This is a genomic window from Asanoa siamensis, from assembly GCF_016862555.1.
Classification (GTDB): Bacteria; Actinomycetota; Actinomycetes; order Mycobacteriales; family Micromonosporaceae; genus Asanoa; species Asanoa siamensis.
Genome location: NZ_BONE01000063.1, coordinates 19,632 through 44,561, shown reverse-complemented (window position 1 = coordinate 44,561; position 24,930 = coordinate 19,632). Strand labels below are relative to the sequence as shown.

Genomic DNA, 24,930 nt, shown 5'->3' with positions numbered 1-24,930 from the left:
CCAGCCACTCCAGCGGCTCGCCGCGGCCGCCGCCGTACCCGATGTATTCGACGATCGTCGGCGACGGGCCGGAGCGGTCCGCGGGCAGGATGAGCCAGCCCTTGATCGGGTCGCCGCCGTAGCCCGCGAAGGTCACGTCGAACGCCTCGACCGTGCGCAGCAGCGAGTCGTAGGGCGCGAACTGCGCCGCCACCGGGATCCGGCCGGCCTCCTCCAGCGTGCGCGACCAGAACGCGTCGAAGTCGTCCGGCTCCGGCTCGTCGTAGCGGTAGGCGGCGAGCTCGTCGAGGTCCAGGTCGAACTGCATGCTGTGCTCCCAGCGGCCGCGGGTCGGGTAGACGTCGTTCTACCAGGCGCCGCGGCCGCTGGCCAGGAAGTGCGTCACACGGTCGACAGGTCGAACTGCTCCCACGGGCCGATCGACGCGCGGTTGGCGATCAGGGGTCCCGCGCCGGCGTTCTCCGCGCAGACGTACCGCCCGTTGACCGTCGCCTGCAGGCTGACCGTGCCGTTCCCGTTGCGGACCAGGCGGAAGGTCTCCCAACCCCCGACCGCCGTGCGGTTGGCGACCAGCGCCGCCGCACCCGCGTTCTCCGCGCAGACGTAGCGACCGTTGACCCGCGCCCGCAACGCCACGTTGCCGCCGGCCACCGGGACGACGTCGAACCCCTCCCACGCGCCCAGCGCCGTCCCCCGGGCGACCAGCGGACCGTTGCCCGCGTCGGACGCCTGCACCCACAGGTTGTTGGCCCGCGACCGCAGCCCCGACGCTCCACCCGGCAGCGGCGGCTGACCACCCACCACCGGCTGCGTCGGCCGCGTCGCGGTCAGCGCGAGCTGTCCCTTGAGCATCCGGCCGCCGTCGGCGGTGATCCGCAGGTAGTAGTCCGACGAGCAGAACGTGCCGTCCTCGTCCAGCGCCCGGATCCCCGGCGGCGTCGTGGCCGCGCTCTCCGACGTCTTCGCGATCTGGTTGCCCTCGTTGTACTCGTCGAACATCGACACATACAGCCCCGCGGACCCAAGCCGGATCATGTTGTAGAGGTGCCGCCAGTAGAAGTCACCGTGCCGCCGATGCCCGGACGACAGGTCACCCGGCATCACGCACGGCTGGTAGTCGATCCCGCTCGCATCACAGTCGGCCTTGTCCGGCACGTTCACGTTCGCATAGAACGAGTCCAACCCCGCCAGATCACCGGTACGCCCGACCATCCACGGCGAGATCATGTTGAACGCGTGATAGACCGCCGAGAAGCCCGGCCGCGAGTCGTTGATGCCCTGCCGCCAGTACGTCGGCACGCCGCCGATCACGTAACAGCCCTGCGCCTTGAACCAGTTGACCACGTCGAGGCAGGGCGCCGGCGCGAACGGCCGCCCGGGGTCGTTGAACCCGAAGCCCCAGATGCACACGACCGGCCTGCCGTTCTGCCGGGCATAAGCCGGCGACGACACGTGCGCCGACATCTTCGACGTCCAGTCGGACTTGATCTCCGACTGCATGTTCGTCCAGCTCGTAACGTCGTACATGATGTAGAACTTGCGCCCGTAGCGCTCGGCCGCCAGCCGCACCTTCTGCGTCATCGCGTCCCGCGTCGGCCCCTCCCCCGAGACCGGGTTGAACCGCTGCAGCGCCGCCGTGTCGCACCCGTGCTGCTGCATCCACCGGAAGTGCGTGTCGACGGTCTGGTCGTCATAGGACGAGAACAGCTGCGCGGGCTGCCCATTGCCGAGATTCGGGTACGCGGTCGTGTACCCCCGCGTGTACTCACGCATGTCGGGCCAGGACACGATCGTCGTGTTCGACGGCGACGGCGGCTGGAACCGATCCCGCGACCAGTGCCACCACCCACCGATCGGGGCACCGTCACCCGGGCAGGCGAACCAACCCTGGTAACCCACCGAGATCTTCCCGACCACGTCGCCGGGCGGACTGGGAGCGGCGGCAGCGGCGGACGGGGTGACGGCAAGCGCGGCAGCCGAAGCAGAGGCGCCCGCGAGCACGGTTCGGCGTGTGATACCCATCGGGTCTTTCTCCCCTCAAGGGCCACCGCCGAATGGCCACATTGTCGGATTTGTTGAGCGATCGGACCCCACGGTAAACCCGAGAGGTCCGATCAGTCAACGTTCATCGATGTTAGGCCGGCACGTTCCACTTCTGGTTGGCCGCCCCCGTGCACGTCCAGATCTGCGCCGGCGTGCCGTTGGCCGAGCTGTTGCCCGTCACGTCGAGGCATTTGCTCGCGCTCGCGCTGACCAGGTCACGGGCCGCGGTCGCCGTCCAGCGTTGGTTCGCGCCGCCCGTACACGTCCAGATCTGGACCCTGGCGCCGTTGGCCGTCGACTGGTCCCGCACGTCGAGGCACTTGCCCAACGCCCGCACCGTGCCGTCGGTGCCGATCGTCCACTGCTGCGCCGCGGTGCCGTTGCAGTCGTAGACCTGCACCGCCGTACCGTCGGCGGGGTTGGCTCCGGCGACGTCGAGGCACTTGCCCCCGAGCCCGGTGATCGGACCGGTCCGCCCGGTGGGCGGCGGATCGGTCGGACCGCCGCCACCACCCTGCGTGCCCGACCACGTGAACGTCGCGGTGGTCCGGGCCGGCAGCGTGTAGGTGAACGACTGTCCACCCCAGACGACGCGCACGGACTGGCTGCCTGTCCCCCCATTATGGGCGATCAGGGCCTTGGACCCGTCACTGTTGCGCCACGCCACGTTCTGCACCGTGCCGTTGGCCGTCGAGTCGATCCGCTGTGCCCCCGGCCGGACGAACTTGGTCAGGTGCCCGGTCGTGTAGTACTCGATGGTGTAGTCGACCTGCCCGGCCCGGGAACCGCCCTCCTGCACGGTGATCAGCCCGGTGCAGGTGCCGCAGCCACCGTTGTGCGGACCCATCGACTGGTTGAGCGCGAGGCTCCACTTGACGACCGACTCGCTCCAGTTGCGGGTGTAGTTGACGATGTCGGCCATGTCCTCGTTGTGCTGGTTGCCGATCCACGTGCCGCCGGAGTGCTCCGTCGAGAACTGCCGCACCGCGGGATACTGGCTCTTCACCTGCGAGCCGACCGACGGGCTGCCGGCATAACCGTGCCAGGCGACACCGGCGAACAGCGGGTCGTTGCGCAGCGCGGCGTCCGCGACGATGCCGGCCCCGATCTGGCCCCAGTCGCCGTAGTTCCAGTCGTGCACCATCACCTTGGTCGTGATGCCCGCGGCCCGGAACGCCGGGAACAGGTGGTTCTTGGTGAACTCCAGCAGCCCGGACGAGTTCCAACTCATCCCCGGGTAGTTCATCGCCGTCGGGTTGCCGGCCTGGCAGCAGTTGGGCTCGTTCTGCACGGACACGTAGTTCACCGGGATGCCGGCCGTCTGGTACATCTGCACGTACCGCACGAAGTACTGGGCGTACATCGGGTAGTACTGCGACTGCAGCCAGCCCATCTGGTCCATCCGGCCGTTGTCCTTCATCCAGCCGGGCGCGCTCCACGGGACGCCCTTGACGCGCAGGGCCGGATTGAGCTGGCGGGCCTGCTGCGTCAGCAGCCGCACGTTCGTGTCGTACCCGTTGGCATGGAAGTCGTTGAGGTTGCAGCACGTGTCGTCGAGCGAGACGTTGCCGGGCCGGGAGAGGTCCGACGCCCCGATCGGGTTGCGCACGAACGAGAGGCCGATGCCGTCGGTCGGCGAGAACAGCGCGCGCATCACGCTGTCGCGGGTGGCCGCGCTGACCGGACCACCCCGCAGGAGGTACGCCGTGGTGTCGGTGATCGACGCGCCGGCGCCCTCGAACGTCTGGTAGCGGGTGTTCTCGTTGACGGTGATCGTGTGGGTGGCGCCGGGGCTGCTGGCCGCGAACGCGATCGCGCCCTGCTGCTGCAGGCCGCGGGTGACGGTGCGGCCGCCGCCGTCGGAGGTCGTGGTCAGCCAGACGTTGACGGGTTCGTTCGCCGCTCGCGCGGGTTCGGCGACGACCAGTGCCGCCACCACCAGGCCCAGCGCGAGGCTGCCGGCGATCCGTGCTCGGGACATGCGGATCCTTCCTCAGTGGGTGGATTTGTCACCGCCCTCGCCGACAGGGGTGGATAATAGGAAACACCCTTTACAGATCGATGTCAATGCGTACGTGGGACGGCCGGTACAGTCAGCCCGTGAGACTCGACGAGATCAGCACCCCCAGCCGGGTGGCCGACGCCGGTGAGGGCGTCAGCCAGCCGGAGCTCGGCCTGGCCGCGCGCAACCACGGCATGCCGCTCGAGGCGATGCGCTACGACCTGACGCCGCCGGGGCTGCACTACCTGCTGATCCACTACGACATCCCGTTCGTCGACGCGGACGCGTGGTCGCTGCGCATCGACGGGCTCGTCGACCGCCCGCTGACGATCGACCTGGCGGCCTTGAAGGCGATGCCGGCGACGACCGTCCGCTCGACCATGGAGTGCGCTGGCAACGGCCGGGCCCGCCTCGAGCCGCGCCCCGTGAGCCAGCCGTGGCTGGTCGAGGCGGTCGGCACCGCCGAGTGGACCGGCGTCCCGCTGCGTGACGTGCTGCTGGCCGCGGGCGTCCGGCCCGACGCCGTCGACGTGGTCTTCACCGGCGCCGACCACGGTGTGGAGCGCGGGGTCGAGCAGGACTACCAGCGCAAGCTCACCCTGGCCGAGGCCCTCGACCCCGAGGTGCTGCTCGCGTACGAGATGAACGGCGCACCGCTCGCCCCGCAGCACGGCTTCCCGCTGCGGCTGCTGGTGCCCGGCTGGTACGGGATGACCAACGTCAAGTGGCTGCGCCGGGTCGAGGTGCTCGACCACGAGTTCACGGGCTTCCAGCAGAAGGCGTACGTGGTGCGCCAGTCGTCCGACGAGGCCGGTGTGCCGATCACCCGGATCGCGCCGCGCGCGCTGGTGATCCCGCCCGGTTTCCCGGACTTCATGACCCGCGGCCGGGTCGTCCGGCCCGGCCCGGTCCTGCTGGAAGGCCGCGCCTGGTCGGGTCGCGCGCCCGTCGCCCGGGTCGAGGTCAGCGTCGACGGCGGCGCCACGTGGGCCGCGGCGACGCTGGCGGACGACGGCGGTCACCGTTGGGCCTGGCGGCGCTGGAGCCACTCCTGGCTCGCCACCCCCGGCGAGCACCTCGTCACCGCCCGCGCGACCACCACGGACGGCGAGGTCCAGCCCGTGGACGCCCCCTGGAACCGCGGTGGTTTCGTCAACAACGCGGCCCACCAAATCCCGGTCACCTGCCTGGAAGACTGACCGCTCCCCCGCACCCCCGGCGTAGCGTCGGCCTTTGGTAACTGTTTCATCGGGGGGAAGGAACAGCGCCATGTCTGGGCGTTCGAAAGGGTTCTGGGCGAAAATCGGGGTCGGCGTGGCGGGTGCGGCCCTCGTGGTCGCGGGCGCGACGGCGGCGACCACGGCGGCCGACGTCAACGACGCGAAGAACGCACCGCCGGCCAGCGTCACCGTGCAGACCCGCAACGGGCCCAACGGCGCCTACCTGACCGACGGCCAGGGCCGGTCGCTGTACCTGTTCGTGGCCGACACCGGCAACACGTCGACGTGCAACGGCGCCTGCGCGGCCCAGTGGCCGCCGCTGGTGACGCAGGGCGCGGTCGTGGCCGGCAACGGCGTCGACGCGGGCAAGCTCGCGACGTCGAACCGGCAGGACAACACGAAGCAGGCGACCTACAACAACCACCCGTTGTACTACTTCGTCGCCGACACGTCGCCGGGCCAGACCAACGGCCAGGGCGTCAACGCCTTCGGCGCGCTGTGGTGGCTCGTCAACCCGAACGGCGACGCGATCACGTCCGGCGGCCAGTCGCCGGCCGGCGGCGTCACCTACTAGGAACCGCGCGGCCGTAAGCTGCGCCCGTGGAGAAGCGTCCCGCGGGCAGGGTCTTCGGTGAGGTCGCGGAGGACTACGACCGGGTCCGGCTGCCGTTTCCGGCCGCGCTGGTCGACGACGTCCTGGGCTACAGCCATCTGGCCGGGCCCGCGCTCGAGGTGGGCGCGGGCACCGGCCGGGCGACGGTGGCGTTCGCCGAGCGTGGCGTGCCCGTCGTGGCGGTGGAACCGGACGCCGCGATGGCGGCGGGCGGGACGCCGGCGCTGTTCTGGCACAACGAACGCGTCGCCGACCCATCGATGCGACAGGCCATGCTCGACGTGTACGCGTCGCACGCGCCGGCCGTGACCGTGCACGACGACCCACTCGGCCCCGGCGACGTCCGGCACCGCTGGCCGGGCTCCGAACTCGCCGAGGTGGCGGCGTTCGGCAGCCTGGCGAGCCAGCATTACCGCAGCGACCGCACGGTGTGGAAGGCCGACTACCTGGGCCTGGCGCAGACCCGGTCGCAGTTCCGGATGCTGCCGGGGCTCCTGCGGGACGCGGTGCTGGCCGACCTCGCCGGCGTCTTCGCCGACGAGGTTCCGTTGACGATCGACACGACCCTGGTCCTGGCCACCCGGCGCTGATCGGTGATGACGACGCCGGGTGGGCGGCCGCGGGTCGGGGTGAACGTCGCTCTGGCGCTGCTGGCCCTGCCACTGCTGCCGATCGGCTGCCTGTCGGCCGTCGGCCTGCTGCTGTCGATGGCGCCGTCGACACCGTGCCGGCAGCCGTGGGCCGAGGACGCGTCGGACTGCGGTGCCGAGCCGGTGGCCGTGCTGCCGAGCGCGGTGCTGTCGTGCGGCTACGTCCTGCTGGCGGCGTTGCTCGCGACGCGTACCCGATTCCCGGTCTGGTTCCGGATCCTCGCCCTCGCCCTGGCCCCCGTCGCCGCCGCGCCGCTGGTCTGGGCGCTGTTCTTCTACCGGCCCTACGGCGCCTGACCGCGCGGTGTCAGGACGGCGTCAGCCGGTGGTGGCCCTGGTCAGCCGGGACGACGAGACGCACGTCGAGGCGATCGGGACGATGCGCCACGACGGCGGGGCATAGATGCGCCGGGACACGAACTTCCGGATGGCGTCGACGTCGAAACCGGTCTCGGTCGCGGCGGCGATGGTCCTGCTCGACGAGTGCCGGCTGCGGCTGGACGACCTGGTCGAGCCGTGGCTGCCGGAACTCGCGAACCGGCAGGTCCTGAAGCGCCTGGACGGCCCGCTCGACGAGACGGTGCCGCGGCGGCGACCGATCATGGTGCGCGACGTGCTGACGTCGACGTTCGGCCTCGGCATGGACACGCTGCCGCTGATGTACCAGCCCGGGGAGCGGTGGTAACGGATCCTGTCGCGGGCGGCGGTGGAGCTGATGACCACGAACCGGCTGACGGCGGAGCAGCAGGCGGCCCGGCACGCGATGGCCGTCAACAACGTCCACCTGTCGTTCGGTCAGGGACAGCACGGGGGTTGGGGCTTCGGGACGGCGGTGCGCACGTACCGCGGCGACTACGCGCCGATGGGCCAGTTCGGCTGGGACGGCGGCAGCGGCACGTCCACGTACGCGGACCCGGCGCACGGCGTGACGGGCATCGTGCTCACCCGGTGTTCAGGCGCCGCTGACGAGCACGAGTTCGTTGCCTTCGGGGTCGGCGATCCGCCGGCGGTCGCCCTGCTCGTCGAGGAGGCGGCCGCCGGCCGCGAGGGTCGTGGCGAGGCGGGTCGTCGCGGTGTCGGGTGGCATCGCGAGCTCCACGTGGACGCGGTTGCGCTGGCGGCGGCGCTCCGTTTCCGACGCGTCCAGCTCCTGGAACACCAGCACCGGGTTCAGGCGGCATGGGTCGTGGATGTCGCTGACTCCCGCGCGCCGGTCGTGGGTGTATCCGAGGGCGGCTACCCAGAACGCCCGCACCGCCGCGACGTCGGCGGCGTCGAGGAAGAGCTGGGCGAAGCGTGGCAGGCCCGGGTCGGCGGTCGCCCCCAGGTCGCGGGCGGCGGTCTGGATGTCTCCCGCGAGGTCGGTGAAGTCGACATCGAGGCCGTGGGCGTCGTCCTCCCACTGGTCCTTGCCGCTGTCGAGGATGACGAGTCCGGGGCGCAGGTCGATCAGCAGCGGGAAGCGCCTGTCGTCGGCCAGTGCCGCGGCCGCGGTGGCCAGGTCACGTTGCTGCGTCCGCGTGGCGACGCGGTAGCACGCCATCGCGCTGAAGACCGACTGCCAGTCGGCTGTCCTCGAGCTTTCGCCGAGTGGCGCGCCCGGCACCAGGTCGACCTCGTTGCCGTCGGGGTCGCTGTGCCGGACCCCGTACGGGCCCGATGCCTCGCCGGGGCTCGCCTGCGTGGCCGCGGCTTCCGGGCGCACCACGTCCAGGTGGATGCGGTTGCGCAAGGGCCGGGGCTCGGTCGACCGGCGGATCCGGAGCGTGGGGTCGCGGCCCAGCGGATCGGTCAGGCCGCCGTCGGCATCCGGCATGTAGTCGAGCACCCGCTGCCAGAACCCGCGGACCTCGGCCGGATTCGCGGCTTCGATGACGACGCTCACCTGCTGTGGCACGGCCGGGTTCGCGGTCAGGCCGAGATCGCGCGCGGCCGCCGACACCGCCTCGGCGTGGGCGGGTGCGTCGAGGCGTACCCGCACGCCCGTCGCACGCAGGTCGACCACGGTCCCGGCCGACAGCTCCGCGACGCGCGCGGCCAGCGCGGCCCCCGCGATCAGCGAGGGCGCGTCGAACCACGCCGTCACCACACCGTCGACCATCTTCCATGCCATGCCCGGCACTCTAGAGCGCCTGTGACCCCGGTTACGACCGTTCATGGCGTACGCGGCCGTCTCGTCTTCCGTTCGTAGCCACTATCGGACAGGAGATGTCATGAACGTCGCGCTGTGGATCGTCGCCGGGTTGTTGGCCGCGGTGCTGTTGGTGAGCACGTCCAAGATGTTCGTGCCCAGGGAGCGGATCGCCCGAGCGGGCGCGGCCGCCGAATGGGTGCTGGACTTCAGCCCGGGCGCTTTGCGGGCGATCGGCACCCTCGAGATCTTCGCCGCGGCCGGCCTGGTGCTGCCGGCCCTGCTGGACATCGCGCCGGTCCTCGTGCCGGTGACCGCGGTGTGTGTCGCGCTGCTGTTCACGGGCGCGGTCGTGATGCGGCTGCGCCGGGGCGAGCGTACGACGATCGCGGCGGACCTCGTCTACCTGGCGCTGGCGGTCTTCCTCGCCTGGGGACGCTTCGGCCCGGCACCCTTCACGGGGTGACGACGTCCGCGATAGCTTCGGCGACAGCCGCCGGCTGGTCCTTGTGGATGTAGTGGCCGGTGTCGGCCACGACGCGACGCTCGCCGCGGGGAAACCCCGCGGCGGTCGCGTCGGCCAGGTCGTGCGATCGCTGTCGCAGGGCGGGCGGCTTGCCGCGGGTTGCGGTCAGGATCCGCATCGGTACGTCGGGCCGAGGCGACCACGCGCGAGCCGCCCGGGTCTGGTCGGTGTGCACGTCGGCCAGCCGGTTCTCCGCACGGATGGTCGCGACGTTGCCGATGGAGGAGTACGAGGCGAGGTAGGCGGCGGTGATCAGCGCCCGGGTACGCGGATCCGCCGTGCAACGTTCGGCCAGCGCACGCCCCATGCCGGCGGCGATCCGCGGAAACAGACCGACGGCTTTCAGCGCCACGATCCCGTTGAGCATGGCGGTGGACGCGGCCCGCAGCCTCCACGGCACGGCGGTCGTCGTGTCCTCGTGGAAGGGTTCGACGAGGACCAGACCCACGACGCTCTGGGGCCGGGCGCAGGCGGCCAGTTCGGCCAAAAGCCCGCCCCAGCTATGACCGACGAGCACGGCGGGACCGACGTCGTCCAGCAACGCGACGAGATCGTCCACTTGGGACCGCACGGTCAGCGGCCGGACGCGGTCGCTGGCACCCAGCCCGGCCCGGTCGTAGGCGACGACGCGGTACCGGCCGGCGAGCCGCGGCAGCAGGACGGCCCAGTCGAGGGCGACCTCGCCGGCACCGGCCACCAGGACGACGGTCGGCGCGTTGCCGCCGGTCTCGACCCAACGCAGTTGCCGGCCATTGCCGCGGCTCAGCCCACGCCGCACGACGCCGTCTCCCACCAGGCTGGACAGCGCGGCCACGACCGGGTCGTCCCAGGTTTGATCCATCAACGCCTCCCGCCACATGTTCTCGAAACAACTCTCTCGAAACAAGTGCTGCGAGAAAGGGCGGCCGGGCGCGGACCAACTCACCTTGGTTTGTCGTCATCTCCGTAGGCGCTCGCGGATCAACGCCACGCAGCAGTGTCGGCACCTCTTCCGTCAGTCTCTGGCGCGGCGGCGGAGGCCTTCCGCGAGGGCCGCGCCGTCGAAGGCGCCCGCGGCGAGGCGCCCGGCGACCGTGCGGTTGACCATCCGCCGCGCCAGGCCCGGAAGATGCCGCGCGATCGTCAGCTCCACCCGGCCGCGGCGGGTCGTGGCCAGGTCGGCCGGTGCGCGGCGCGCCGTCGCCGCCCGGACGACCGCGCCGACGACGCCCTCGATCGGCTCGTAGCGGGACACCCCCTCCAGCGACAGCCCCGCCGCGGCCGTCGAGTCGTGGATCGGTGAGGCGATCATGCTGGGGTAGACCACCGTCACCCCGATGTGGGTGCCGACCTCCAGGCGCAGCGCGTCGGCGTAGGCGACCAGGGCCCGCTTGCTCACCCCGTACGCCGCGGCCAGCGGCAGCGGTAGCGCCGCCATCCGGCTCGCGATGAAGACGACGCGGCCGCGGGATGCCTCCAGTGCCGGGAGCGCCGCGGCGGTCGTCGCCCAGGCGGCGAGCAGGTTCACCTCGAGCTGGCGGCGCACCGTCGCGTCCGGTGGCAGCTCGGCCGGCGCCGGCCCGCCGATGCCGGCGTTGTTGACCAGCAGGTCCAGGCCGCCGAGCCGGGCGACGGCGGCGTCGACCGCCGTCGGGACGGCCGCATGGTCGGTGAGGTCGCAGGCGAGCACCGGCACCGGAGCGTCGTCGGGTGCGGCGAGGTCCAGGCCGATCACCCGCGCGCCCTGCTCCGTCAACGCGCGGCACAGCGCCCGGCCCACCGTGCCGGCCGCGCCCGTGATGACGACTCGCCGTCCGTGCAGTGCGCTCACCGCGCCTCCCAACGCTGTCCCGTGCCCCGCGCCACGCGGCGCTCGCCCTGGCGCAGCTCGACGGTCGCGAGCGCGAGATAGGCGTCGAAGTCGATCCGCATCGCGGGCCGGCGGTCGCCCCACCGGCGCTCGGCGGCGCGCAGCCGGGCCGCCCGGTCGGCCCGCTGCCGGTCGGGCGCCGGGAGGGCGTACCGGCCGGCGACGTAGGCCGCGACCAGGCGCGCCTGCGCCTCCACGACCGGCAACGCGGAGCCGGTCGACTGCATCAGGCCCACGAAGAACAGGCCGGGCTCGTCGAGGTGGAAGACGTGGCGGTAGAGCGGCACCCGGTCACCGGGTACGGGCTGGTCCAGGAACGGGATCTCGGCCCGGTAGCCGGTGCACCACACCACGAGGTCGACCTCCTCGCTGGTCCCGTCGGCGAACTCGACCGTGCTGCCGTCGGCCCGGCGCAGGGCGCCGCGGACCGCGATCTCGCCGTGGCCGACGCGGGACAGCAGCACGTCGGAGAGCGTCGGATGGTCCTGGAGGAAGCCGTGCACCGGCGCGGGCAGCCCGTACGCGCTGGGTCGGCCTGTCGCGACGCGCAGCATCGTCTGGCTCACCGCCTGCCGCAGCCGCCACGGCAGGCGGGTCGCGAGCGCACCGTTGAGCGTGTCCGACGGGCGGCCGAACAGGTATTTCGGCACGATCCAGACGCCGCGGCGCAGCGACAGGACGGTCCGCTCCGCCACGTTGGAGGCGTCTGCGGCGATGTCCATCGCGGAGTTCCCGCCGCCGACGACGAGCACCCGGCGACCAGCCAACTGCGCCGGGTCGCGGTAGTCGTGGCTGTGCGTCTGCGGTGCCGTCAGCCCGAGCAGCGGCGGGTCGGGCCAGCGGGCGACGCTGTTGTGCCCGGACGCGACCACGACCGCGCGGGCGTTCGTGACGACCGGGCCGTCCGGGCCGTCGGCCTCGACCGACCATCCGCCGTCGGGCGCGCGGCGCACACGGCGGACGACGTGCCGCGCCCGGATCGCCTTCCCCAGGCCGAAGCGGTCGGCATAGTCGATGAGATAAGCCAGGATCCGGTCGTGGCTCGGGTAGTCGGGCCAGTCGGCGGGCATCGGCAGGTCGGCGAACTGCGTACGCGTGCGGCTCGTGTTGAGGTGCAGCGTCCGGTAGGCGCCGGAGCCCGGGCCGCCGAGGACCCAGAGCCCGCCCGGCCGATCGCCGGCGTCGAAACACACGGCGGGTACGCCACGGTCCGCGAGCGCCTTCAGCGTGGCGAGCCCGGCGGGCCCGGCACCGATCACCACGACCTCGGCAGCCACGTCAGATCAGCTCCACGAGCCAGGTCGCGGTGGCCGGACCCCCGGCCGTGTCGGCGACCGCCTCGTCGTCTGACTCGACCCGATCCATGACGTACGCGTCAAGATCGTCGAACTGGTCCGGCCCGTCGACGCGGCCGAAGACGAGCACCTCCGTCGGCTGCAACGCCTCCAACTCCGCGGCGAGCGACTCGATGTCGTCTCCGTCGCGGGCTTCGGTGGGCGCCGAACGGGGCCGATCGGCCGCCCGCCCGCGCTGCGCCGCCGTTTCGACCACCGCCAGGCTCGCCTCCAGCAACGCCATCCGCAGCGCCGCGGTGTCGCCCGCGAGCATCGCCTCGGGCAGGGTGACGATCGCCCGGTCCGCCTCCCAGGCCGTCGCGGGCTCGGGTGCCGTGCGGACGTGGATCTCGACCGCCCGCGTGACCGTCACCCGCAGGAAACTCGGCCAGGCGTGAAGCCAGCCGTCGACCGCGGCGACGGCGTCGCGCAGTCTCCGTGTCTGCGCGGCGGTCCCGCTGTCCGCGAGATGCCAGGTCAGTGCTGCCGGACCGGCCATACGGTGAGCTTCTCCTCCCGACCGCGCACGGTCACCGGCGCCTCGACCTGGCCCAGCCGCTCGGCCACGGCCCGCTGCCGGCCCGACCGGTCCTTTGACGGTTTGGCGACGACCAGCAGTCGCCCCGGGCCGGCGGCGAGGCCGTCGATCGTGCGGGCCGCGTCGGTGTAGGGCGACGGCGCGGTCACGCGGGGCACGAACGGGTCGATGACGTGGTGCTGCCTACGGCTCGACCTCAGAGCCGGCATGCCGATCTCGTAGTGGTCGCCGAGCGTCGCGAGCGCGGTGACGCAGGCGCGCATCATCCGGACCGCGAGCAGGCCGTCGCCCGGTTCCGCGAACCAGCCCAGCGGCAGCCCGACCGGACAGCGGATCTCCTTGGGCACGCCGTCGGGGCCCTTCGCATGGGGCCGCCCGACGACGACCGACCCGACCTCCTGCGCCTCCACCTTCAGGCAGATCAGGCTCCCCGCGGGAAACCGCCGCCGCAACCACGCCCCTCCGTCGAACGTCACGTTCAGCGTGTCCTGGCAGTAGGTGCTGAGCTCGATCGCGGCGTCGCCGAACCGGGGGGTGTGGGTGGGCGACCCGCGCTTCGCCTCGCGCGGCCAGAGCACGAGCCAGATCATCCGCCGAGGGTACGGGCGAGCCGGTCCGCCAGGAGCTTGGCGAAGCGGGCCGGGTCTTCGAGGTCGCCGCCCTCCGCGAGCAGGGCGGTGCCGTACAGCAGCTCGGCCGTGTCCGGTAGCCCCGGGTCGTCGGCCTGCCGCTCGTGCGCCGCCCGTAGGCCCTCGACCAGCGGGTGGTGCGGGTTCAGCTCCAGGATGCGCTTGACCCGCGGCGGCTCCTGGCCCATGGCCCGGTACATCTTCTCCAGCGCGGGCGGGAGGTCGTCCGCGTCGCCGACGAGGCAGGCCGGTGAGGTGGTCAGGCGGTGCGTCAGCCGTACCTCCTTGACCTGCTCCTGGAGGGTTTCCTTGAGGAAACCGAGCAGCGGGGCGAAGTCACCCTCGGGCTCCTGCTCCGCGTCGGGCGTGGGCAGGTCGACGGAGCCGCGCGCGATCGACTGCAGCTTGCGGCCGTCGTGGTCGGGCACCGCGTCGACCCAGATCTCGTCGACGGGGTCGGTGAGGATCAGCACCTCGTAGCCCTGTGCCCGGAACGCCTCCATGTGCGGCGAGTTCTCGACCTGGGCGCGGGAGTCGCCGGTCAGGTAGTAGACGGCGTCCTGACCCTCCTTCATCCGGCCCACGTAGTCGGCCAGGGTCGTAGGCTCGGGGCCCGCGGTGGAGGCGAACGAGGCGACGTCCAGGATGGCCTTCTGGTTGTCGGTGTCGTTGAGCAGGCCCTCCTTGAGCGCGCGGCCGAACTCGCGCCAGAAGGTGGCGTACTTCTCCGGCTGGTTCTGCTGGAGGTCCTTGATCGTCGAGAGGACCTTCTTGACCAGTCGGCGGCGGATGAGCTGGATCTGGCGGTCCTGCTGGAGGATCTCGCGGGAGACGTTGAGCGACAGGTCGGCCGCGTCGACGACGCCCTTGACGAAGCGCAGGTATTCGGGGAGCAGCTCGCGGCTGTCGTCCATGATGAAGACGCGCTTGACGTAGAGCTGCAGGCCGCGGGCGGAGTCGCGGTGGAACAGGTCGAACGGGGCGGTGGACGGGATGAACAGCAGCGCTTCGTATTCGAAGGTGCCCTCGGCCTTGAGATTGACGATCTCCAGCGGGTCGGCCCAGTCGTGGCTGATGTGCTTGTAGAACTGGTGGTATTCGTCGTCGGAGACCTCGCTGCGGGGGCGGGCCCAGAGCGCCTTCATCGAGTTGAGCGTCTCGTCGCCCATCCTGATCGGGAAGGCGATGAAGTCGGAGTAGCGCTTGACGATCTCGCGGACCTTCGGCTCCGCGGCGTAGTCGAAGAGCGCGTCCTCCTCGTCCTTCGGCCGAAGCCGCACGGTGACGGTGGTGCCGACGGGCGCGTCCGGGGCGTCGTCGATCGTGTAGGTGCCCTCCCCGGCGGACTCCCACCGGGTGCCGTGCCCCTCGGTGCCGGCCTTGCGGGTGACGAGGGTGACCGTGTCGGCGACCATGAAGGTCGAGTAGAACCCGACCCCGAACTGCCCGATCAGCTCGGCGTCACCCTTGGCGTCGGCCAGCTTCTTGATCAGCTCGGCGGTGCCGGACCTCGCGATGGTGCCGATGAGCTCGACGACCTCGTCACGGGTCATCCCGATGCCGTTGTCCCGAACGGTGAGGGTCCGCGCGGCCGGATCGACCTCGATCTCGATCCGTAGGTCGGAGAGGTCGCCCTCGACCCCGTCCCGCAACACGGCGAGCCGCAGCTTGTCCAACGCATCGGAGGCGTTCGAGATCAGCTCCCGCAGAAAGATGTCCTTGTTCGAGTAGATCGAATGGATCATCAACTGCAGCAGCTGCCGCGCCTCGGCTTGAAACTCCAGCGTCTCCATCAGCAAGCACCCCCACCGGTGACCGACCGTCCGCGCATGATGGTAAAGGTCCCCACCGACACGAATCCCGCCGGCGAGGCGGCAGGCGACCTCGATCGTCAGGAAACTCGGAAATTCGCCGAATGACGCAACCGCTGGGTCGGGTTTTTCGTCTCTGGGTGCGGAGGTGTGCGGATGCCCGATGCGGGGATGGTCCACTTTGACGCGTTCGTGGCCAGTCGGTTGCCGGCGCTCTACCGTTACGGGTTCGTGCTGACCGGCACTCCGCAGGATGCCGAGGATCTCGTTCAGGAAGCGCTGGTCCGCACCGGTCTCGCCTGGCATCGCGTCCGGAACAAGGACGATCCCGAGCGGTACGTGCGGACCACCATGGCCCGGCTCATGGTCGACCGCTGGCGGCGGAGCACCCGTGAGTATCCCGTCGCCGAGCCGCCCGACGCCGCCGTCGACGACCGAGGGCTGCAGCGCCTCCATGACGCGGCCGAGATCGACGTCGCCCTGCGGGGGCTGCCCGAGCGGACGCGGGCCGTGCTCGTGTTGCGGTATCTCGACGGCATGGCCGACGCGGAGATCGCCGACGTGCTCGGGTGCCGGCCGGGCACCGTCAAGAGCCAGGCCTCGCGGGGCCTGGCCCGCCTGCGCCACCTGCTTCGCGGCGAGGAGGCCCGTCATGGATCAGCTTGAGCGTACGCTCGGCGACCACCTCTCCCGGGCCGGCGCCGACCTCCGACCGCCCGCCGGCCTCGCAGACCGGATCACCACGGCGATCGTGCACAGGCGCCGGCGCCGACGGGTCGTCGCCACCGCTGCCGTCGCCGCCGCGCTCGTGCTGGTCGTGCCCGCCGTCGGCTGGGTCAGCGGCCGCCCGGGTCCGTCCGGCACCGGCGCGGCCGCCGGTCCCAGCGCCGCGAGCGCGCTGCCGCCCGAGATCGCCGCGCTCGTCACGGACGTCACCACCTACGACCTCGACCGCGTCGACTCCGTCGGGCCGACCGGTGTGGTCGTCGGTGGCCCGGAGCAGGAGCTGTCGGTCGACACACCCGGCGCCCCGACCCGCACGCTCGCCCGCTCGCCGCATGCCTGGGCCGCCGCAGCCGGACAGGACATCGTGGTGTGGGCCGACCACCGCGACGGCGACCGGCACGACTTCCAGGTGATGTGTGCGGGCGGCACGCGCGAACCCCGGCAGGTCGGCGACCGCGGCGTTCTGAAGCGGGACAACCCGATCCAGGTCAGCGACGACACACTACTGTGGACGGACGAGGCGGGCCAGGCCTGGTACGCCGAGGGTTGCGCCGGCGCGCCGCGCAAGATCGACGCGCGGGGCCACGCCGTCGCGTTCGCCTTCCCCGACGCGTTCCTGGTCGACGACACGACCGGCGAGCTGCGGCAGGTCGACGTGCGGACGGGCACACAGCAACTGGTGCCCGGGGCCCCGAGGTTCGACGTCCCCACCGGCGGACAGGTCTTCGCCGCGACGACCACCCACCTCGCGTGGGCCTCCGAGGGCCGACTGTCCGTCCTGGACAGACGGGCCGTCGTCGTCAACACCGTGCCCGGCGGCGTCACCGCGACCGCCCGCCTGACCGCCGGCGACCGGTTCGTCGTGTGCGCGAGCGACGGCCGGCCCGAGACGACCGTCTACGACACCGCCACGGGGCGCGTCAGCGGGCTCCGCATGCCGGCCCTGGCCGCCGCCGACCGCTTCGCCTGGCGCGAGGGCGACACGACCTGGCGCGTCGCCGTGCTGCGCCCCACGTAAGGCCCATTGCGACCGGATCGATCGACATCTAACGTCGGGGAATGGCGGAGCCCCGATGACCCGGACCCGGACCGAGCCCGTCGGCGACACCGCGACGCTTCCCCGCGGCGGGCTCCTCGCCTTCGCCGGCGGCTCGATCGGGATGGGTGTCTGGATCACCGTCCCGGGCCTGCTCCTGCTCTACTTCCTCACCGACGTGCTGGCCGTCTCGCCGCTCGTCGCCGGCTTCGCGCTGCTCCTCCCGAAGGTCGCCGACGTGGTGCTGCACCCGTTCGTCGGCCACTTCTCCGACGCGCAGCGCGCCCGGCACGGCCACCGGATCGCGCTCATGCTCGTCGCCTGCACGCTTCCCCTCGCGTTCGCCGTCATGTTCGCGGTGCCCGGCGGCCTACGGGGCAACGCCGCGGCCGTCTGGGTCGCCGTGTTCTACGTCCTCGGCAACCTGCTGTACGCCGCCTACCAGGTGCCCTACCTCGCCACCCCGGCCGACCTCGCGATCGGCTACCACGAGCGCACCCGGCTCATGTCGTTCCGGATGGCCGTCCTCACCGTCGGCATCCTGCTCAGCGGCGTGCTCGCCCCCGTGCTCGCGGGTGGCGACGACCCGACCCGTACCGGCTATGTCGTGATGGGGTGTGCCCTCGCCGCCGGCATGCTGGGCGCGATGCTGGTCGGCATCGGCGGCGTCAGACGGCTGGGCAGCGTCGCCGGCCTGCCGCCCAACCCCGCGCCACCCCGGCTGCGCGGCGTCCGGGTCCTGCTGAGCTCACTGCGCGACCCGCACTTCCGGCCCCTCGTCACCGCCTTCCTGCTCACCTCGACGGCCACCCACCTGGTGCTCGCGGCAGTGCCCTACTACGCCACGTACACCCTGGGTCGGGAAGGTCTGACCAGCGTGCTGATGGCCGCCTTCCTCGGGCCCGCGCTGCTGGCCACCCCGGTCTGGCTCGTCGTCGCGCGGCGCATCGGCAAGCAGCGCGGCCTGCTGCTCGCCCAGGCGGTGTTCGCGGCGGGCTGCCTGGTCGCGGTCGTCGGGCACCGGATCCCGCTCGCGCTGCTCGTCGCGGCGGTCGCCGTGCTCGGCATCGCGTTCGCCGCGCTGCAACTGCTGGCGTTCGCGATGCTGCCCGACGTGGTGGCGGCGGCGTCCGGGCGCGACATCGGCGACGCCGGCAGCTACACCGGCGTGTGGACGGCCGCCGACTCGGCCGGCGGCGCGATCGGCCCCTACCTGTACGCGGCGTGCCTGGCCGTCGGCGGCTTCGTGGGCAGCACCGGCGACGACGTCGTCCAGTCCGCCGACGCCCTGACCGCGGTCCGCTACGGCTACGGCTTCATCCCGGCCCTGCTGCTGCTCGGCGCGGTCCTCTTCCAGCGCCGGTACGCCCTGGACCGCGCCGGCGCCGGCTAGGACATGCCGCCGAAGCCGATCTCGTTGCCCTCCGGGTCGCGGTAGGTGACCTTGCGTACGCCGTTCTCGTAGGTCTCGTCCATGGCCGGTGTCAGCCCCCGCGCGGCCATCCCCTCGACCCGCGCGACGAGATCGTCGACGAACAGCGTGGTGAGCGCGTGCCCCGCGTGCTCCGGGCGGTGTTCGATGTAGAGCGACCGGTGCTCGGCCACCTCCCACACCGCCTCGACGTCGTTCGGGAAGAACGAGGGCGGCGCGCCCAGCAACTGCTCGTACCAGCGCAGCGCGCCCTGGAAGTCCCGCACCGAGATGCCCGCGAACAGGTCGACCGTCATCCTGCGATGCTAGTCAGCCGTGAGCGACGAGACGATCGAGACCTACGACCAGATCTCCATCGAGTACGCGCGGCGCAAGTCGCCGGTCGGCGACCGCCTGCGGGTCGACCTGGACGGGCTGGCCGAGGCGCTGCCGCCCGGCGCCCGTGTGCTGGACGTCGGCTGTGGACCCGGCCGCGAGATCGACCTGCTGCGCGCACGCGGCTTCCAGGTCACCGGCGTGGACCTGTCGATCGGCCAACTCCGCACCGGCGGGCGCGGCGGCGTCGCGCAGGCCGACATGCGGCACCTGCCGGTCGCCACCGGCTCGGTCGACGCCGTCTGGTGCCAGGCCGCGCTGCTGCACCTGCCCCGCGCGTCGGTGCCGGCCGCCCTCGCCGAGTTCGCGCGGGTCGTCCGGCCGGGCGGTGGGCTCTATCTCCAGGTCGCGGAGGGCGACGGCGCCGACTGGGAGGTGGCGACGAACTACGCCTCGGCCCTCCGGCGCTGGTTCACGTACCACCGCGAGAGTGACCTCACCGCCCTGCTGGCGACCGCCGGGTTCGCGGTGCGCCGGGTCCGCCGCAACGCCGGCCTCCGGGACTGGCTCGCCCTGCACGCGCGGCGGGACGGTGGTTTCGGAAACAGTTGACCGTTGTCGATGGCTGGGGCAATACTCGGCGCCCCATCCAGCACCGCGGGCCGAGCGGCGCAACACCGAAGGAGGACATCCTCGTATGTCCAGGCTCAGGAACACGGCCCGGCTCGCGATGGTCGCCACCGTCGTGGCGCTCGGCGGGCTCGTCACCACGGCCACGCCGGCCGCCGCGGCCACCTGCGACGGCTACGTCGGGCTCACGTTCGACGACGGTCCCACCGGCAGCACGAGCGCGCTGTTGAGCGTGCTGACGCAGCACGGCGTACGCGCGACGATGTTCAACACCGGGCAGAACGCGCAGAACAACCGGTCGGCGGCGCAGGCGCAGGTCGCGGCCCGCATGTGGGTCGGCAACCACAGCTGGAACCACGCCCACATGACCTCGATGAGCCAGGCGCAGATGCAGTCGGACCTGTCGCAGGCCAACAGCGCGATCCAGTCCGCGACGGGGGTACGACCGCAGCTGTTCCGGCCGCCGTACGGCGAGACCAACGGCACCCTGCAGTCGGTCGCCTCATCGCTCGGCCTGCGGCAGGTGATCTGGGACGTCGACTCGCAGGACTGGAACGGCGCCAGCGTCAGCGCGATCGTCTCCGCGGCCGGCCGCCTGCAGAACGGCCAGGTCATCCTCATGCATGACGGCATCGCCAACACCCGCAGCGCGATCCCGCAGATCATGGCCAACCTGACAAGCCGGAACCTGTGTCCCGGCATGATCTCGCCGTCGACGGGCCGCGCGGTCGCGCCCGACGGCGGCAGCACTCCGCCACCGGGCGGCGGCACCTGCTCGGCCTCGACGAGCACGCCCAACGTCTGGGGCGACCGCTACAACACGAGCGTCACGGTCAGCGGCGCGACGAACTGGACGGTCGTGGCGGCGGTCACCGCGCCCCAGCGCATCGTCACCACCTGGAACGGCACCGCGAGCCTGGACAGCACGGGCACGGTACTGACGATGCGGTCGAACGGCAGCGGCGGCACGTTCGGGTTCACCACGATGTTCAACGGCAACAGCGGCGGTCGCGCCCAGATCCGCTCCTGCACGAGCGGCTGAGCGGCGCCGTCCGGCCCCCGGGCCGTCGAGCCCGGGGGCCGGCACCGGCTCCGAGGACCGTGACGGTCACCCGGTCGTAGCGGGTCAGCGGGAACCCGCCGCCGTCGGTCGCCTCCACGATGACGACAACCCGGCGCCCGGCTCACGCGTACGTGGGGCCGGGCCTGCGGAAGAAGGCGTTGGCTGCCGGGACGGCCAGCAGGACCAAGCCCGCGACGAGGCCCAACGGTGCCAGTATCTCCGCCACCGTCGAGACAGGACCGACCCAAGCTGGGATCTCCGCGTCGGCGAGCCGGTAGATCTGCGCCCAGTCGAGCGTGGGCCCGCCTTCGGCGTCATCCAAGGACGCCAGTAGCCCGAACCCCACCCCGGCGGTGGTGACCAGCAGCGCCAGCCCGCCCAGTGTCCACGTCGCGATGCGGCTCCAGCGGAGGCCGCGCAGGTTGATCAGCGCGAGCGCCACGAGAGCCGAGGCGACCAGGACCAGGATCGCGGCCTTGACCAGGACGCCGAGGACCGGCACCGCGGCGAAGCCGCCGAGTCCTTCCACCGTATCCACGGCCGCCAGGTAGGCCTGGTCCTCGACCAGGCCCGTCGTGGCGAGGGCCAGGCGAGCGAAACCGCTGAGCCACAGCAGCACTGTGGACACGACCACGACCGCGGGTATCTGACGTCGAACCGCCGGCGGGACCATCTCCCCCGTGATCATGATCTGATCGTAGCGCTTCGCCGGAAGGCTTCTCCCGCCCGCCGTCCGGCCGTCAGCCGCCGTCCGGCCGACCGGCGCGGCCTGAGGAGCGGCCCGTTCCCTCGTGGGGAACGGACCGCTCCTGCGCGGTCAGTGGCCGCGGACGACCGGGCCGTGGGAGACCTTCGGTGCCGGAGCCTTGCCGCGGGCGCCGGCCGCCGTGTCCGTGCCCGGGTAGACCCAGTGGCGGCCCACGACGTCGACGACCACGTCGACGCTGCCCAGGCTGTTGTAGACCTCGAACGCGTTGCCCGTGCCAAGAGCCGTGAGCGCCGCGTTCGCGACGGTCTGGCCCGTGGCCGGGTTGAGGTTGCTCACCGTCGGCATGTCGGTGCCGGCCGGCCAGACGGTCAGGAACGTGGTCCGGCTCGCCCGCACCGCCGTCACGTTCATCGACAGCGCCGCCGTGTCCGGGGTCAGGACCGTCGCCGGCGGGACGACCGTGGCCGAGTCGTCGGCGCCGAGTCGGCTCGGCACGCCCAGGCCCGTACGCGAGTCCGCGATCCGGGTCGGGGTCAGCGGGGTGAACCGCAGGCCGCCCGGCAGCGACGAATCGTCGAAGAAGCCCACGATGTCGACGAGTACGTGGGTGGTGGCGGAACTGTAGACCGCGATCGACGGCCAGCCCGTGATCCCGCCGCAGTCCGCGCACGGCAACGCCTGCACGACGGCCAGGTTGGGTACGTTGCGGCCCGGCGCGTAGTTGAGCGTGGACGTGTCGATGTACGGGTTCGACCTGCCGTTGAACGCGGTCAGGTAGCCGCCGTCGCGGGGCGTCACCGCGGTGACGTTGACGACGAACGCCTTGACGTGCGAGTCGACCTCCGGACCCCAGGTCGCCGCGGCGCGGATGTAGTGGCCGCCCGGCAGCCCGCCCGGCAGGATCTCGCGGGTGTCGAGCATGCGCACCGGATCGATCGGCTGGTACGCGGAGCCGAGCGCACCCCCGTGGTTCGGGATCGAGTTGTCGGAGGCGTAGTAGCCGAGGAGGTCGGCGACGACGTCCACCGAGCCGTTGGCGTTGTAGATGTCGACCTTGCCGTCCGCGCCGAGCGGCACGGTCACCATGTTGGCGGTCGTCCGGCCCGGCACGAAATTGAGCGACGAGGCCGTCGGGCGGGTCGGCACCCCGGTCGGATACACCGTGAGGTACGAGTTCGCGGTGGCCGATGTGGCGGTCACGTTGAGCACCACCGCGGACGCGCCCACCCGGGGCACGCCGGCGATCCGGCTGACCTGCACGGCGATGGCCCGGTTGGCGCCGATCGGCCGCGCGGGCGCGCCGACACCGCGGCGGGTGTCGAGCAGGCGCTGCTCACCGATCGGGTAGAAGGTGCCCCGCGGTGTCACCTCGCCCCGCAGCGAGAGCGGCACGACCAAGGGGTTGGTGCCGCTGTTGTTGGGCACGAGGAGCGTGGCCGTCTGCGGCCCGTCGGCGGTGGCGCGCGGCGTGATCGCGACCTCGCACCGCTGGCCGGCCGCGAGCGTCACGCCGGTGCAGGTGTTGCCGGAGATCCTGAACGCCCCCGGCGTAGGGCCGCCGATCGTCGGCGCGCCCAGGGTCACCGGCCCGGTGCCGTTGGCCACGATCAGGGTCTTGAGCGACGGCCCGTCGACGTCGACATCACTCGGACCGAAATCGAGGCTGGTGGGCGAGGCGACGATCGTGGCGGCGCGAGCGCCCACTGTGGACGCCGTCGCGACCGCCGGCAGCCCGGCGACGAGCAGACTTGCAATGGCAACCGTGATGGTGCCATGGCGAATGCGCATTCTTGCCCCCGTTGATAGTTGGATACGCCATGTGGCAAGCGGAGCTTAGGCCCCGTTCAGCCCGGCGGCTATCGACGAATTGACAGCAACCAAACAGGCGCTTCCAACGTACGGCGGCGGGGAGCACAAGACTCCCCGCCGCACCCCACCGGTCGTCGCGGTCGCCGCGAACGACCGGCCGGCCCCAGCCGCGCCGGCCGGCTACCGGCGCATGTGGATCGTCAGTTGCCCTTCCGGTCGCCCGGCGCACCGTCTGTACCCGGCTCGCCGGAGGCGTCCGCCGCCGCAGACCCGGCAGGCGCCTCAGACCCGGCAGCCGCCGCCGAAACGTCGGCAGCCGCAGAAGCGTCGTCAGCCGCAGACCCGGCCGGCGCCGCGGAGGCGTTCGGCACTGGTCGTTCGCCGCTGCCGCCCGAGCCGATTGCCGCGTAGACCTCCGGCTGGCTGCCGCGTAGCCACACGCCGTAGGCCGCGCCCAGGAGGCCGATCACCACGAACGCCGCCGGGATCGCCCACGCCAGTGCGCTGTCCGGGGCCACGCCCAGCAGGGCGTCGAAGTTCGCCACCGCGAGCACCACCACCACCGCCAGCAAGGCCACCGCGAAACCTGGCGCGAGCAGGCGGGACAGCAGCGACTCGCCCCGCGCGTCGCGGCGGAAGAACAGCAACACCGCCACCGCCGTCAACGTGATCAGGAACAGCACGCCGAGCCCGCCGGAGGTGCCGCCCCAGAAGAACAGGTGGACCGTCGGGTCCCAGCCGCCGAGGGCGTACACCACGATGACCGCCAGGCCGATCACCGTCTGCACCACCGACGCGTTGCGCGGCGCCTGGGTCGTCGCCGCCACCCGGCCCAGCGCCGCCGGCAGCACGCGTTCCCGGCCCAGGGCGAACATGTAGCGCGAGATCGTGTTGTGGAACGAGATCATCGCGGCGATGATCGAGGTCGCGAAGAGCACCTCGCCGATCGTCACCCACGCCTCGCCCAGGTTGGCCCCCGCCAGGCCGAAGATGAGCCCGACGCTCTCCTGCTGCGACCGGTCCACGATGCTGTCCGGGCCCGTCGCGACCGTCATCGCCCACGACGCGAACGTGTAGAGCACCGCCGTAGCCGCGACCGCGACGTACGTCGCCGTGCGTACCGTGCGCTTCGGGTCCTTGGCCTCCTCCGAGAACACCACCGACGCCTCGAAGCCGACGAAGCCCAGCAGGGCCAGCACCAGGATCGCGCCGACGCCGTCGCCGAACAGGTTGCCGGGGTCCAGCGTCGCCGTGCTGATCGCGCCGCCGGCCGGGCTGCCGAGGTCCGCGAACGAGTAGATCAGGATGATCAGCACCTCGGCGCAGAGCAGCACCGCCAGGATCGTGCCGTTGACGTCGATGCGCAGCACGCCGAGCGCCGCCACCAGAGCCCAGCAGACCAGCGCGATCACCCACCAGTCCGGGTTGATCCCGAACCACTCGTCGAGCAGCGGGCCCGCCGCCGAGCCGATCGCGCCGTACAGGCCGACCTGCAGGGCGTTGTAGGCCACCAGTGCGACCCACGCGGCGCCGATGCCCGCCGGGCGGCCGACGCCGCGCGAGACGAACGTGTAGAACGCGCCCGCGTTGGCCATGTGCCGGGCCATCGCGACGTAGCCGACCGAGAACACCGCCAGGACCAACCCGACGACCACGAACGCGACCGGGATGCCGGTCAGGCCCGTCGTGGCGAAACCGGTGGTCACCACACCGGCGACCACGGTCAGCGGGGTCGCCGCCGACATCACGAAGAAGAGCACCGCGGGTACGCCGAGCCGGCCGGCCGCCAGCTTCGCGGTGGGTTCGGCGCCGACGGCGCGAGGGGTTGCGGACATGGCATGCGCCTCCAGAGTGGACATCAACC

The 24,930-nt window shown here is 72.0% G+C and carries 25 protein-coding genes; 11 read left to right on the top strand and 14 right to left on the bottom strand.

Going from position 1 to position 24,930, the window contains the following annotated elements; genetic code table 11:
• The 3 genes from Asi02nite_RS30265 to Asi02nite_RS30255 form a co-directional block, all read right to left on the bottom strand.
• Positions 1-307, bottom strand: a 307-nt coding sequence (locus Asi02nite_RS30265; RefSeq protein ID WP_203717409.1) for an acetylxylan esterase, incomplete at its 3' end; no start/stop codon positions are given.
• A gap of 74 nt (positions 308-381) precedes the next feature.
• Entirely contained in the window at positions 382-2,022 is a 1,641-nt protein-coding gene (locus Asi02nite_RS30260) for a lectin (RefSeq protein ID WP_203717408.1), read from the bottom strand.
• 112 nt (positions 2,023-2,134) lie between these two features.
• Positions 2,135-4,024 carry a lectin gene (locus Asi02nite_RS30255; RefSeq protein ID WP_203717407.1) on the bottom strand — a complete coding sequence of 630 codons (1,890 nt, stop codon included), beginning with the start codon at positions 4,022-4,024 and terminating at the stop codon, positions 2,135-2,137.
• Between the two features lie 119 nt (positions 4,025-4,143).
• On the opposite strand from Asi02nite_RS30255, the gene Asi02nite_RS30250 reads away from it, so the two are divergent.
• The 5 genes from Asi02nite_RS30250 (at position 4,144) to Asi02nite_RS41910 (ending at position 7,213) form a co-directional block, all read left to right on the top strand.
• Entirely contained in the window at positions 4,144-5,244 is a 1,101-nt protein-coding gene (locus Asi02nite_RS30250; RefSeq protein ID WP_239127250.1) for a sulfite oxidase, read from the top strand.
• Positions 5,245-5,314: 70 nt separating this feature from the next.
• Positions 5,315-5,839, top strand: coding sequence for a COG4315 family predicted lipoprotein (locus tag Asi02nite_RS30245; RefSeq protein WP_203717406.1), 525 nt, complete (start codon positions 5,315-5,317; stop codon positions 5,837-5,839).
• 26 nt (positions 5,840-5,865) lie between these two features.
• Positions 5,866-6,468, top strand: a complete 603-nt coding sequence (locus Asi02nite_RS30240; protein ID WP_203717405.1) for a class I SAM-dependent methyltransferase — start codon at positions 5,866-5,868, stop codon at positions 6,466-6,468.
• Positions 6,469-6,474: 6 nt separating this feature from the next.
• Entirely contained in the window at positions 6,475-6,825 is a 351-nt protein-coding gene (locus tag Asi02nite_RS30235) for a hypothetical protein (protein ID WP_203717404.1), read from the top strand.
• 106 nt (positions 6,826-6,931) lie between these two features.
• Positions 6,932-7,213, top strand: a complete 282-nt coding sequence (locus Asi02nite_RS41910) for a serine hydrolase (RefSeq protein WP_239127248.1) — start codon at positions 6,932-6,934, stop codon at positions 7,211-7,213.
• Between the two features lie 267 nt (positions 7,214-7,480).
• Here the strand turns inward: Asi02nite_RS41910 and Asi02nite_RS30225 are convergent, their stop codons facing one another.
• Entirely contained in the window at positions 7,481-8,641 is a 1,161-nt protein-coding gene (locus tag Asi02nite_RS30225; RefSeq protein WP_239127246.1) for a VOC family protein, read from the bottom strand.
• A 100-nt stretch (positions 8,642-8,741) separates the two neighbouring features.
• Between Asi02nite_RS30225 and Asi02nite_RS30220 the strand changes: the two genes are divergently transcribed.
• Positions 8,742-9,125 carry a DoxX family protein gene (locus Asi02nite_RS30220; RefSeq protein WP_203717403.1) on the top strand — a complete coding sequence of 128 codons (384 nt, stop codon included), beginning with the start codon at positions 8,742-8,744 and terminating at the stop codon, positions 9,123-9,125.
• Here Asi02nite_RS30220 and Asi02nite_RS30215 read toward each other — a convergent pair.
• The 6 genes from Asi02nite_RS30215 to htpG form a co-directional block, all read right to left on the bottom strand.
• A complete protein-coding gene (locus Asi02nite_RS30215; protein WP_203717402.1) occupies positions 9,115-10,026 on the bottom strand; it encodes an alpha/beta fold hydrolase in 912 nt (303 codons plus the stop codon). The two genes, Asi02nite_RS30220 and Asi02nite_RS30215, sit on opposite strands and share 11 nt — an antisense overlap.
• Positions 10,027-10,179: 153 nt before the next feature.
• Complete coding sequence (locus Asi02nite_RS30210) at positions 10,180-10,995, bottom strand: SDR family NAD(P)-dependent oxidoreductase (RefSeq protein ID WP_203717401.1); 816 nt, start codon at positions 10,993-10,995, stop codon at positions 10,180-10,182.
• On the bottom strand, positions 10,992-12,311 hold the full coding sequence (locus Asi02nite_RS30205; RefSeq protein ID WP_203717400.1) for a flavin-containing monooxygenase: 1,320 nt from the start codon (positions 12,309-12,311) through the stop codon (positions 10,992-10,994). Before Asi02nite_RS30205 ends, Asi02nite_RS30210 begins: the two co-directional genes overlap by 4 nt.
• Before the next feature lies 1 nt (position 12,312).
• Positions 12,313-12,867 (bottom strand): hypothetical protein, encoded by a 555-nt coding sequence (locus Asi02nite_RS30200; protein WP_203717399.1) that lies wholly within the window; start codon positions 12,865-12,867, stop codon positions 12,313-12,315.
• Entirely contained in the window at positions 12,846-13,496 is a 651-nt protein-coding gene (locus Asi02nite_RS30195; protein ID WP_203717398.1) for a hypothetical protein, read from the bottom strand. The genes Asi02nite_RS30200 and Asi02nite_RS30195 overlap by 22 nt, the downstream gene beginning before the upstream one ends.
• The gene (htpG, locus tag Asi02nite_RS30190) at positions 13,493-15,328 is read right to left on the bottom strand and encodes a molecular chaperone HtpG (protein ID WP_373312350.1); all 1,836 of its coding nucleotides are present in this window, start codon (positions 15,326-15,328) and stop codon (positions 13,493-13,495) included. The genes Asi02nite_RS30195 and htpG overlap by 4 nt, the downstream gene beginning before the upstream one ends.
• 174 nt (positions 15,329-15,502) lie before the next feature.
• Between htpG and Asi02nite_RS30185 the strand changes: the two genes are divergently transcribed.
• From Asi02nite_RS30185 to Asi02nite_RS30175, 3 genes are read left to right on the top strand one after another with little or no spacing between them, the layout of a single operon-like run.
• Entirely contained in the window at positions 15,503-16,012 is a 510-nt protein-coding gene (locus tag Asi02nite_RS30185) for a SigE family RNA polymerase sigma factor (protein WP_203717396.1), read from the top strand.
• Complete coding sequence (locus tag Asi02nite_RS30180) at positions 15,999-17,090, top strand: hypothetical protein (protein ID WP_203717395.1); 1,092 nt, start codon at positions 15,999-16,001, stop codon at positions 17,088-17,090. The genes Asi02nite_RS30185 and Asi02nite_RS30180 overlap by 14 nt, the downstream gene beginning before the upstream one ends.
• A 55-nt stretch (positions 17,091-17,145) precedes the next feature.
• Positions 17,146-18,501: an MFS transporter gene (locus Asi02nite_RS30175; RefSeq protein ID WP_203717394.1), complete on the top strand. Its 1,356-nt coding sequence runs from the start codon at positions 17,146-17,148 to the stop codon at positions 18,499-18,501.
• Here Asi02nite_RS30175 and Asi02nite_RS30170 read toward each other — a convergent pair.
• On the bottom strand, positions 18,498-18,836 hold the full coding sequence (locus tag Asi02nite_RS30170) for a VOC family protein (RefSeq protein ID WP_203717393.1): 339 nt from the start codon (positions 18,834-18,836) through the stop codon (positions 18,498-18,500). The two genes, Asi02nite_RS30175 and Asi02nite_RS30170, sit on opposite strands and share 4 nt — an antisense overlap.
• A 19-nt stretch (positions 18,837-18,855) precedes the next feature.
• On the opposite strand from Asi02nite_RS30170, the gene Asi02nite_RS30165 reads away from it, so the two are divergent.
• A complete protein-coding gene (locus Asi02nite_RS30165) occupies positions 18,856-19,467 on the top strand; it encodes a class I SAM-dependent methyltransferase (RefSeq protein ID WP_203717392.1) in 612 nt (203 codons plus the stop codon).
• 85 nt (positions 19,468-19,552) lie between these two features.
• Positions 19,553-20,527, top strand: a complete 975-nt coding sequence (locus Asi02nite_RS30160; protein ID WP_239127244.1) for a polysaccharide deacetylase family protein — start codon at positions 19,553-19,555, stop codon at positions 20,525-20,527.
• Between the two features lie 142 nt (positions 20,528-20,669).
• Here the strand turns inward: Asi02nite_RS30160 and Asi02nite_RS30155 are convergent, their stop codons facing one another.
• The 3 genes from Asi02nite_RS30155 to Asi02nite_RS30145 all read right to left on the bottom strand — a co-directional run bounded on the left by Asi02nite_RS30155 (position 20,670) and on the right by Asi02nite_RS30145 (position 24,901).
• Positions 20,670-21,236, bottom strand: a complete 567-nt coding sequence (locus Asi02nite_RS30155) for a hypothetical protein (RefSeq protein WP_203717391.1) — start codon at positions 21,234-21,236, stop codon at positions 20,670-20,672.
• 129 nt (positions 21,237-21,365) lie between these two features.
• Positions 21,366-23,045 carry a hypothetical protein gene (locus tag Asi02nite_RS30150; protein ID WP_203717390.1) on the bottom strand — a complete coding sequence of 560 codons (1,680 nt, stop codon included), beginning with the start codon at positions 23,043-23,045 and terminating at the stop codon, positions 21,366-21,368.
• A 221-nt stretch (positions 23,046-23,266) separates the two neighbouring features.
• Complete coding sequence (locus Asi02nite_RS30145; RefSeq protein WP_203717389.1) at positions 23,267-24,901, bottom strand: APC family permease; 1,635 nt, start codon at positions 24,899-24,901, stop codon at positions 23,267-23,269.
• Positions 24,902-24,930 lie beyond the last annotated feature (29 nt).

Excerpts from the sequence above, each read along its gene's own strand:
- Asi02nite_RS30260 (WP_203717408.1), bottom strand. The coding sequence starts at position 2,022 with ATGGGTATCACACGCCGAACCGTGCTCGCGGGCGCCTCTGCTTCGGCT.
- Asi02nite_RS30255 (WP_203717407.1), bottom strand. The coding sequence starts at position 4,024 with ATGTCCCGAGCACGGATCGCCGGCAGCCTCGCGCTGGGCCTGGTGGTG.
- Asi02nite_RS30245 (WP_203717406.1), top strand. The coding sequence starts at position 5,315 with ATGTCTGGGCGTTCGAAAGGGTTCTGGGCGAAAATCGGGGTCGGCGTG.
- Asi02nite_RS30235 (WP_203717404.1), top strand. The coding sequence starts at position 6,475 with ATGACGACGCCGGGTGGGCGGCCGCGGGTCGGGGTGAACGTCGCTCTG.
- Asi02nite_RS41910 (WP_239127248.1), top strand. The coding sequence starts at position 6,932 with ATGCGCCGGGACACGAACTTCCGGATGGCGTCGACGTCGAAACCGGTC.
- Asi02nite_RS30225 (WP_239127246.1), bottom strand. The coding sequence starts at position 8,641 with ATGGCATGGAAGATGGTCGACGGTGTGGTGACGGCGTGGTTCGACGCG.
- Asi02nite_RS30220 (WP_203717403.1), top strand. The coding sequence starts at position 8,742 with ATGAACGTCGCGCTGTGGATCGTCGCCGGGTTGTTGGCCGCGGTGCTG.
- Asi02nite_RS30215 (WP_203717402.1), bottom strand. The coding sequence starts at position 10,026 with ATGGATCAAACCTGGGACGACCCGGTCGTGGCCGCGCTGTCCAGCCTG.
- Asi02nite_RS30200 (WP_203717399.1), bottom strand. The coding sequence starts at position 12,867 with ATGGCCGGTCCGGCAGCACTGACCTGGCATCTCGCGGACAGCGGGACC.
- Asi02nite_RS30195 (WP_203717398.1), bottom strand. The coding sequence starts at position 13,496 with ATGATCTGGCTCGTGCTCTGGCCGCGCGAGGCGAAGCGCGGGTCGCCC.
- htpG (WP_373312350.1), bottom strand. The coding sequence starts at position 15,328 with ATGGAGACGCTGGAGTTTCAAGCCGAGGCGCGGCAGCTGCTGCAGTTG.
- Asi02nite_RS30185 (WP_203717396.1), top strand. The coding sequence starts at position 15,503 with ATGCCCGATGCGGGGATGGTCCACTTTGACGCGTTCGTGGCCAGTCGG.
- Asi02nite_RS30180 (WP_203717395.1), top strand. The coding sequence starts at position 15,999 with ATGGATCAGCTTGAGCGTACGCTCGGCGACCACCTCTCCCGGGCCGGC.
- Asi02nite_RS30175 (WP_203717394.1), top strand. The coding sequence starts at position 17,146 with ATGACCCGGACCCGGACCGAGCCCGTCGGCGACACCGCGACGCTTCCC.
- Asi02nite_RS30170 (WP_203717393.1), bottom strand. The coding sequence starts at position 18,836 with ATGACGGTCGACCTGTTCGCGGGCATCTCGGTGCGGGACTTCCAGGGC.
- Asi02nite_RS30160 (WP_239127244.1), top strand. The coding sequence starts at position 19,553 with ATGTCCAGGCTCAGGAACACGGCCCGGCTCGCGATGGTCGCCACCGTC.
- Asi02nite_RS30155 (WP_203717391.1), bottom strand. The coding sequence starts at position 21,236 with ATGATCACGGGGGAGATGGTCCCGCCGGCGGTTCGACGTCAGATACCC.
- Asi02nite_RS30150 (WP_203717390.1), bottom strand. The coding sequence starts at position 23,045 with ATGCGCATTCGCCATGGCACCATCACGGTTGCCATTGCAAGTCTGCTC.
- Asi02nite_RS30145 (WP_203717389.1), bottom strand. The coding sequence starts at position 24,901 with ATGTCCGCAACCCCTCGCGCCGTCGGCGCCGAACCCACCGCGAAGCTG.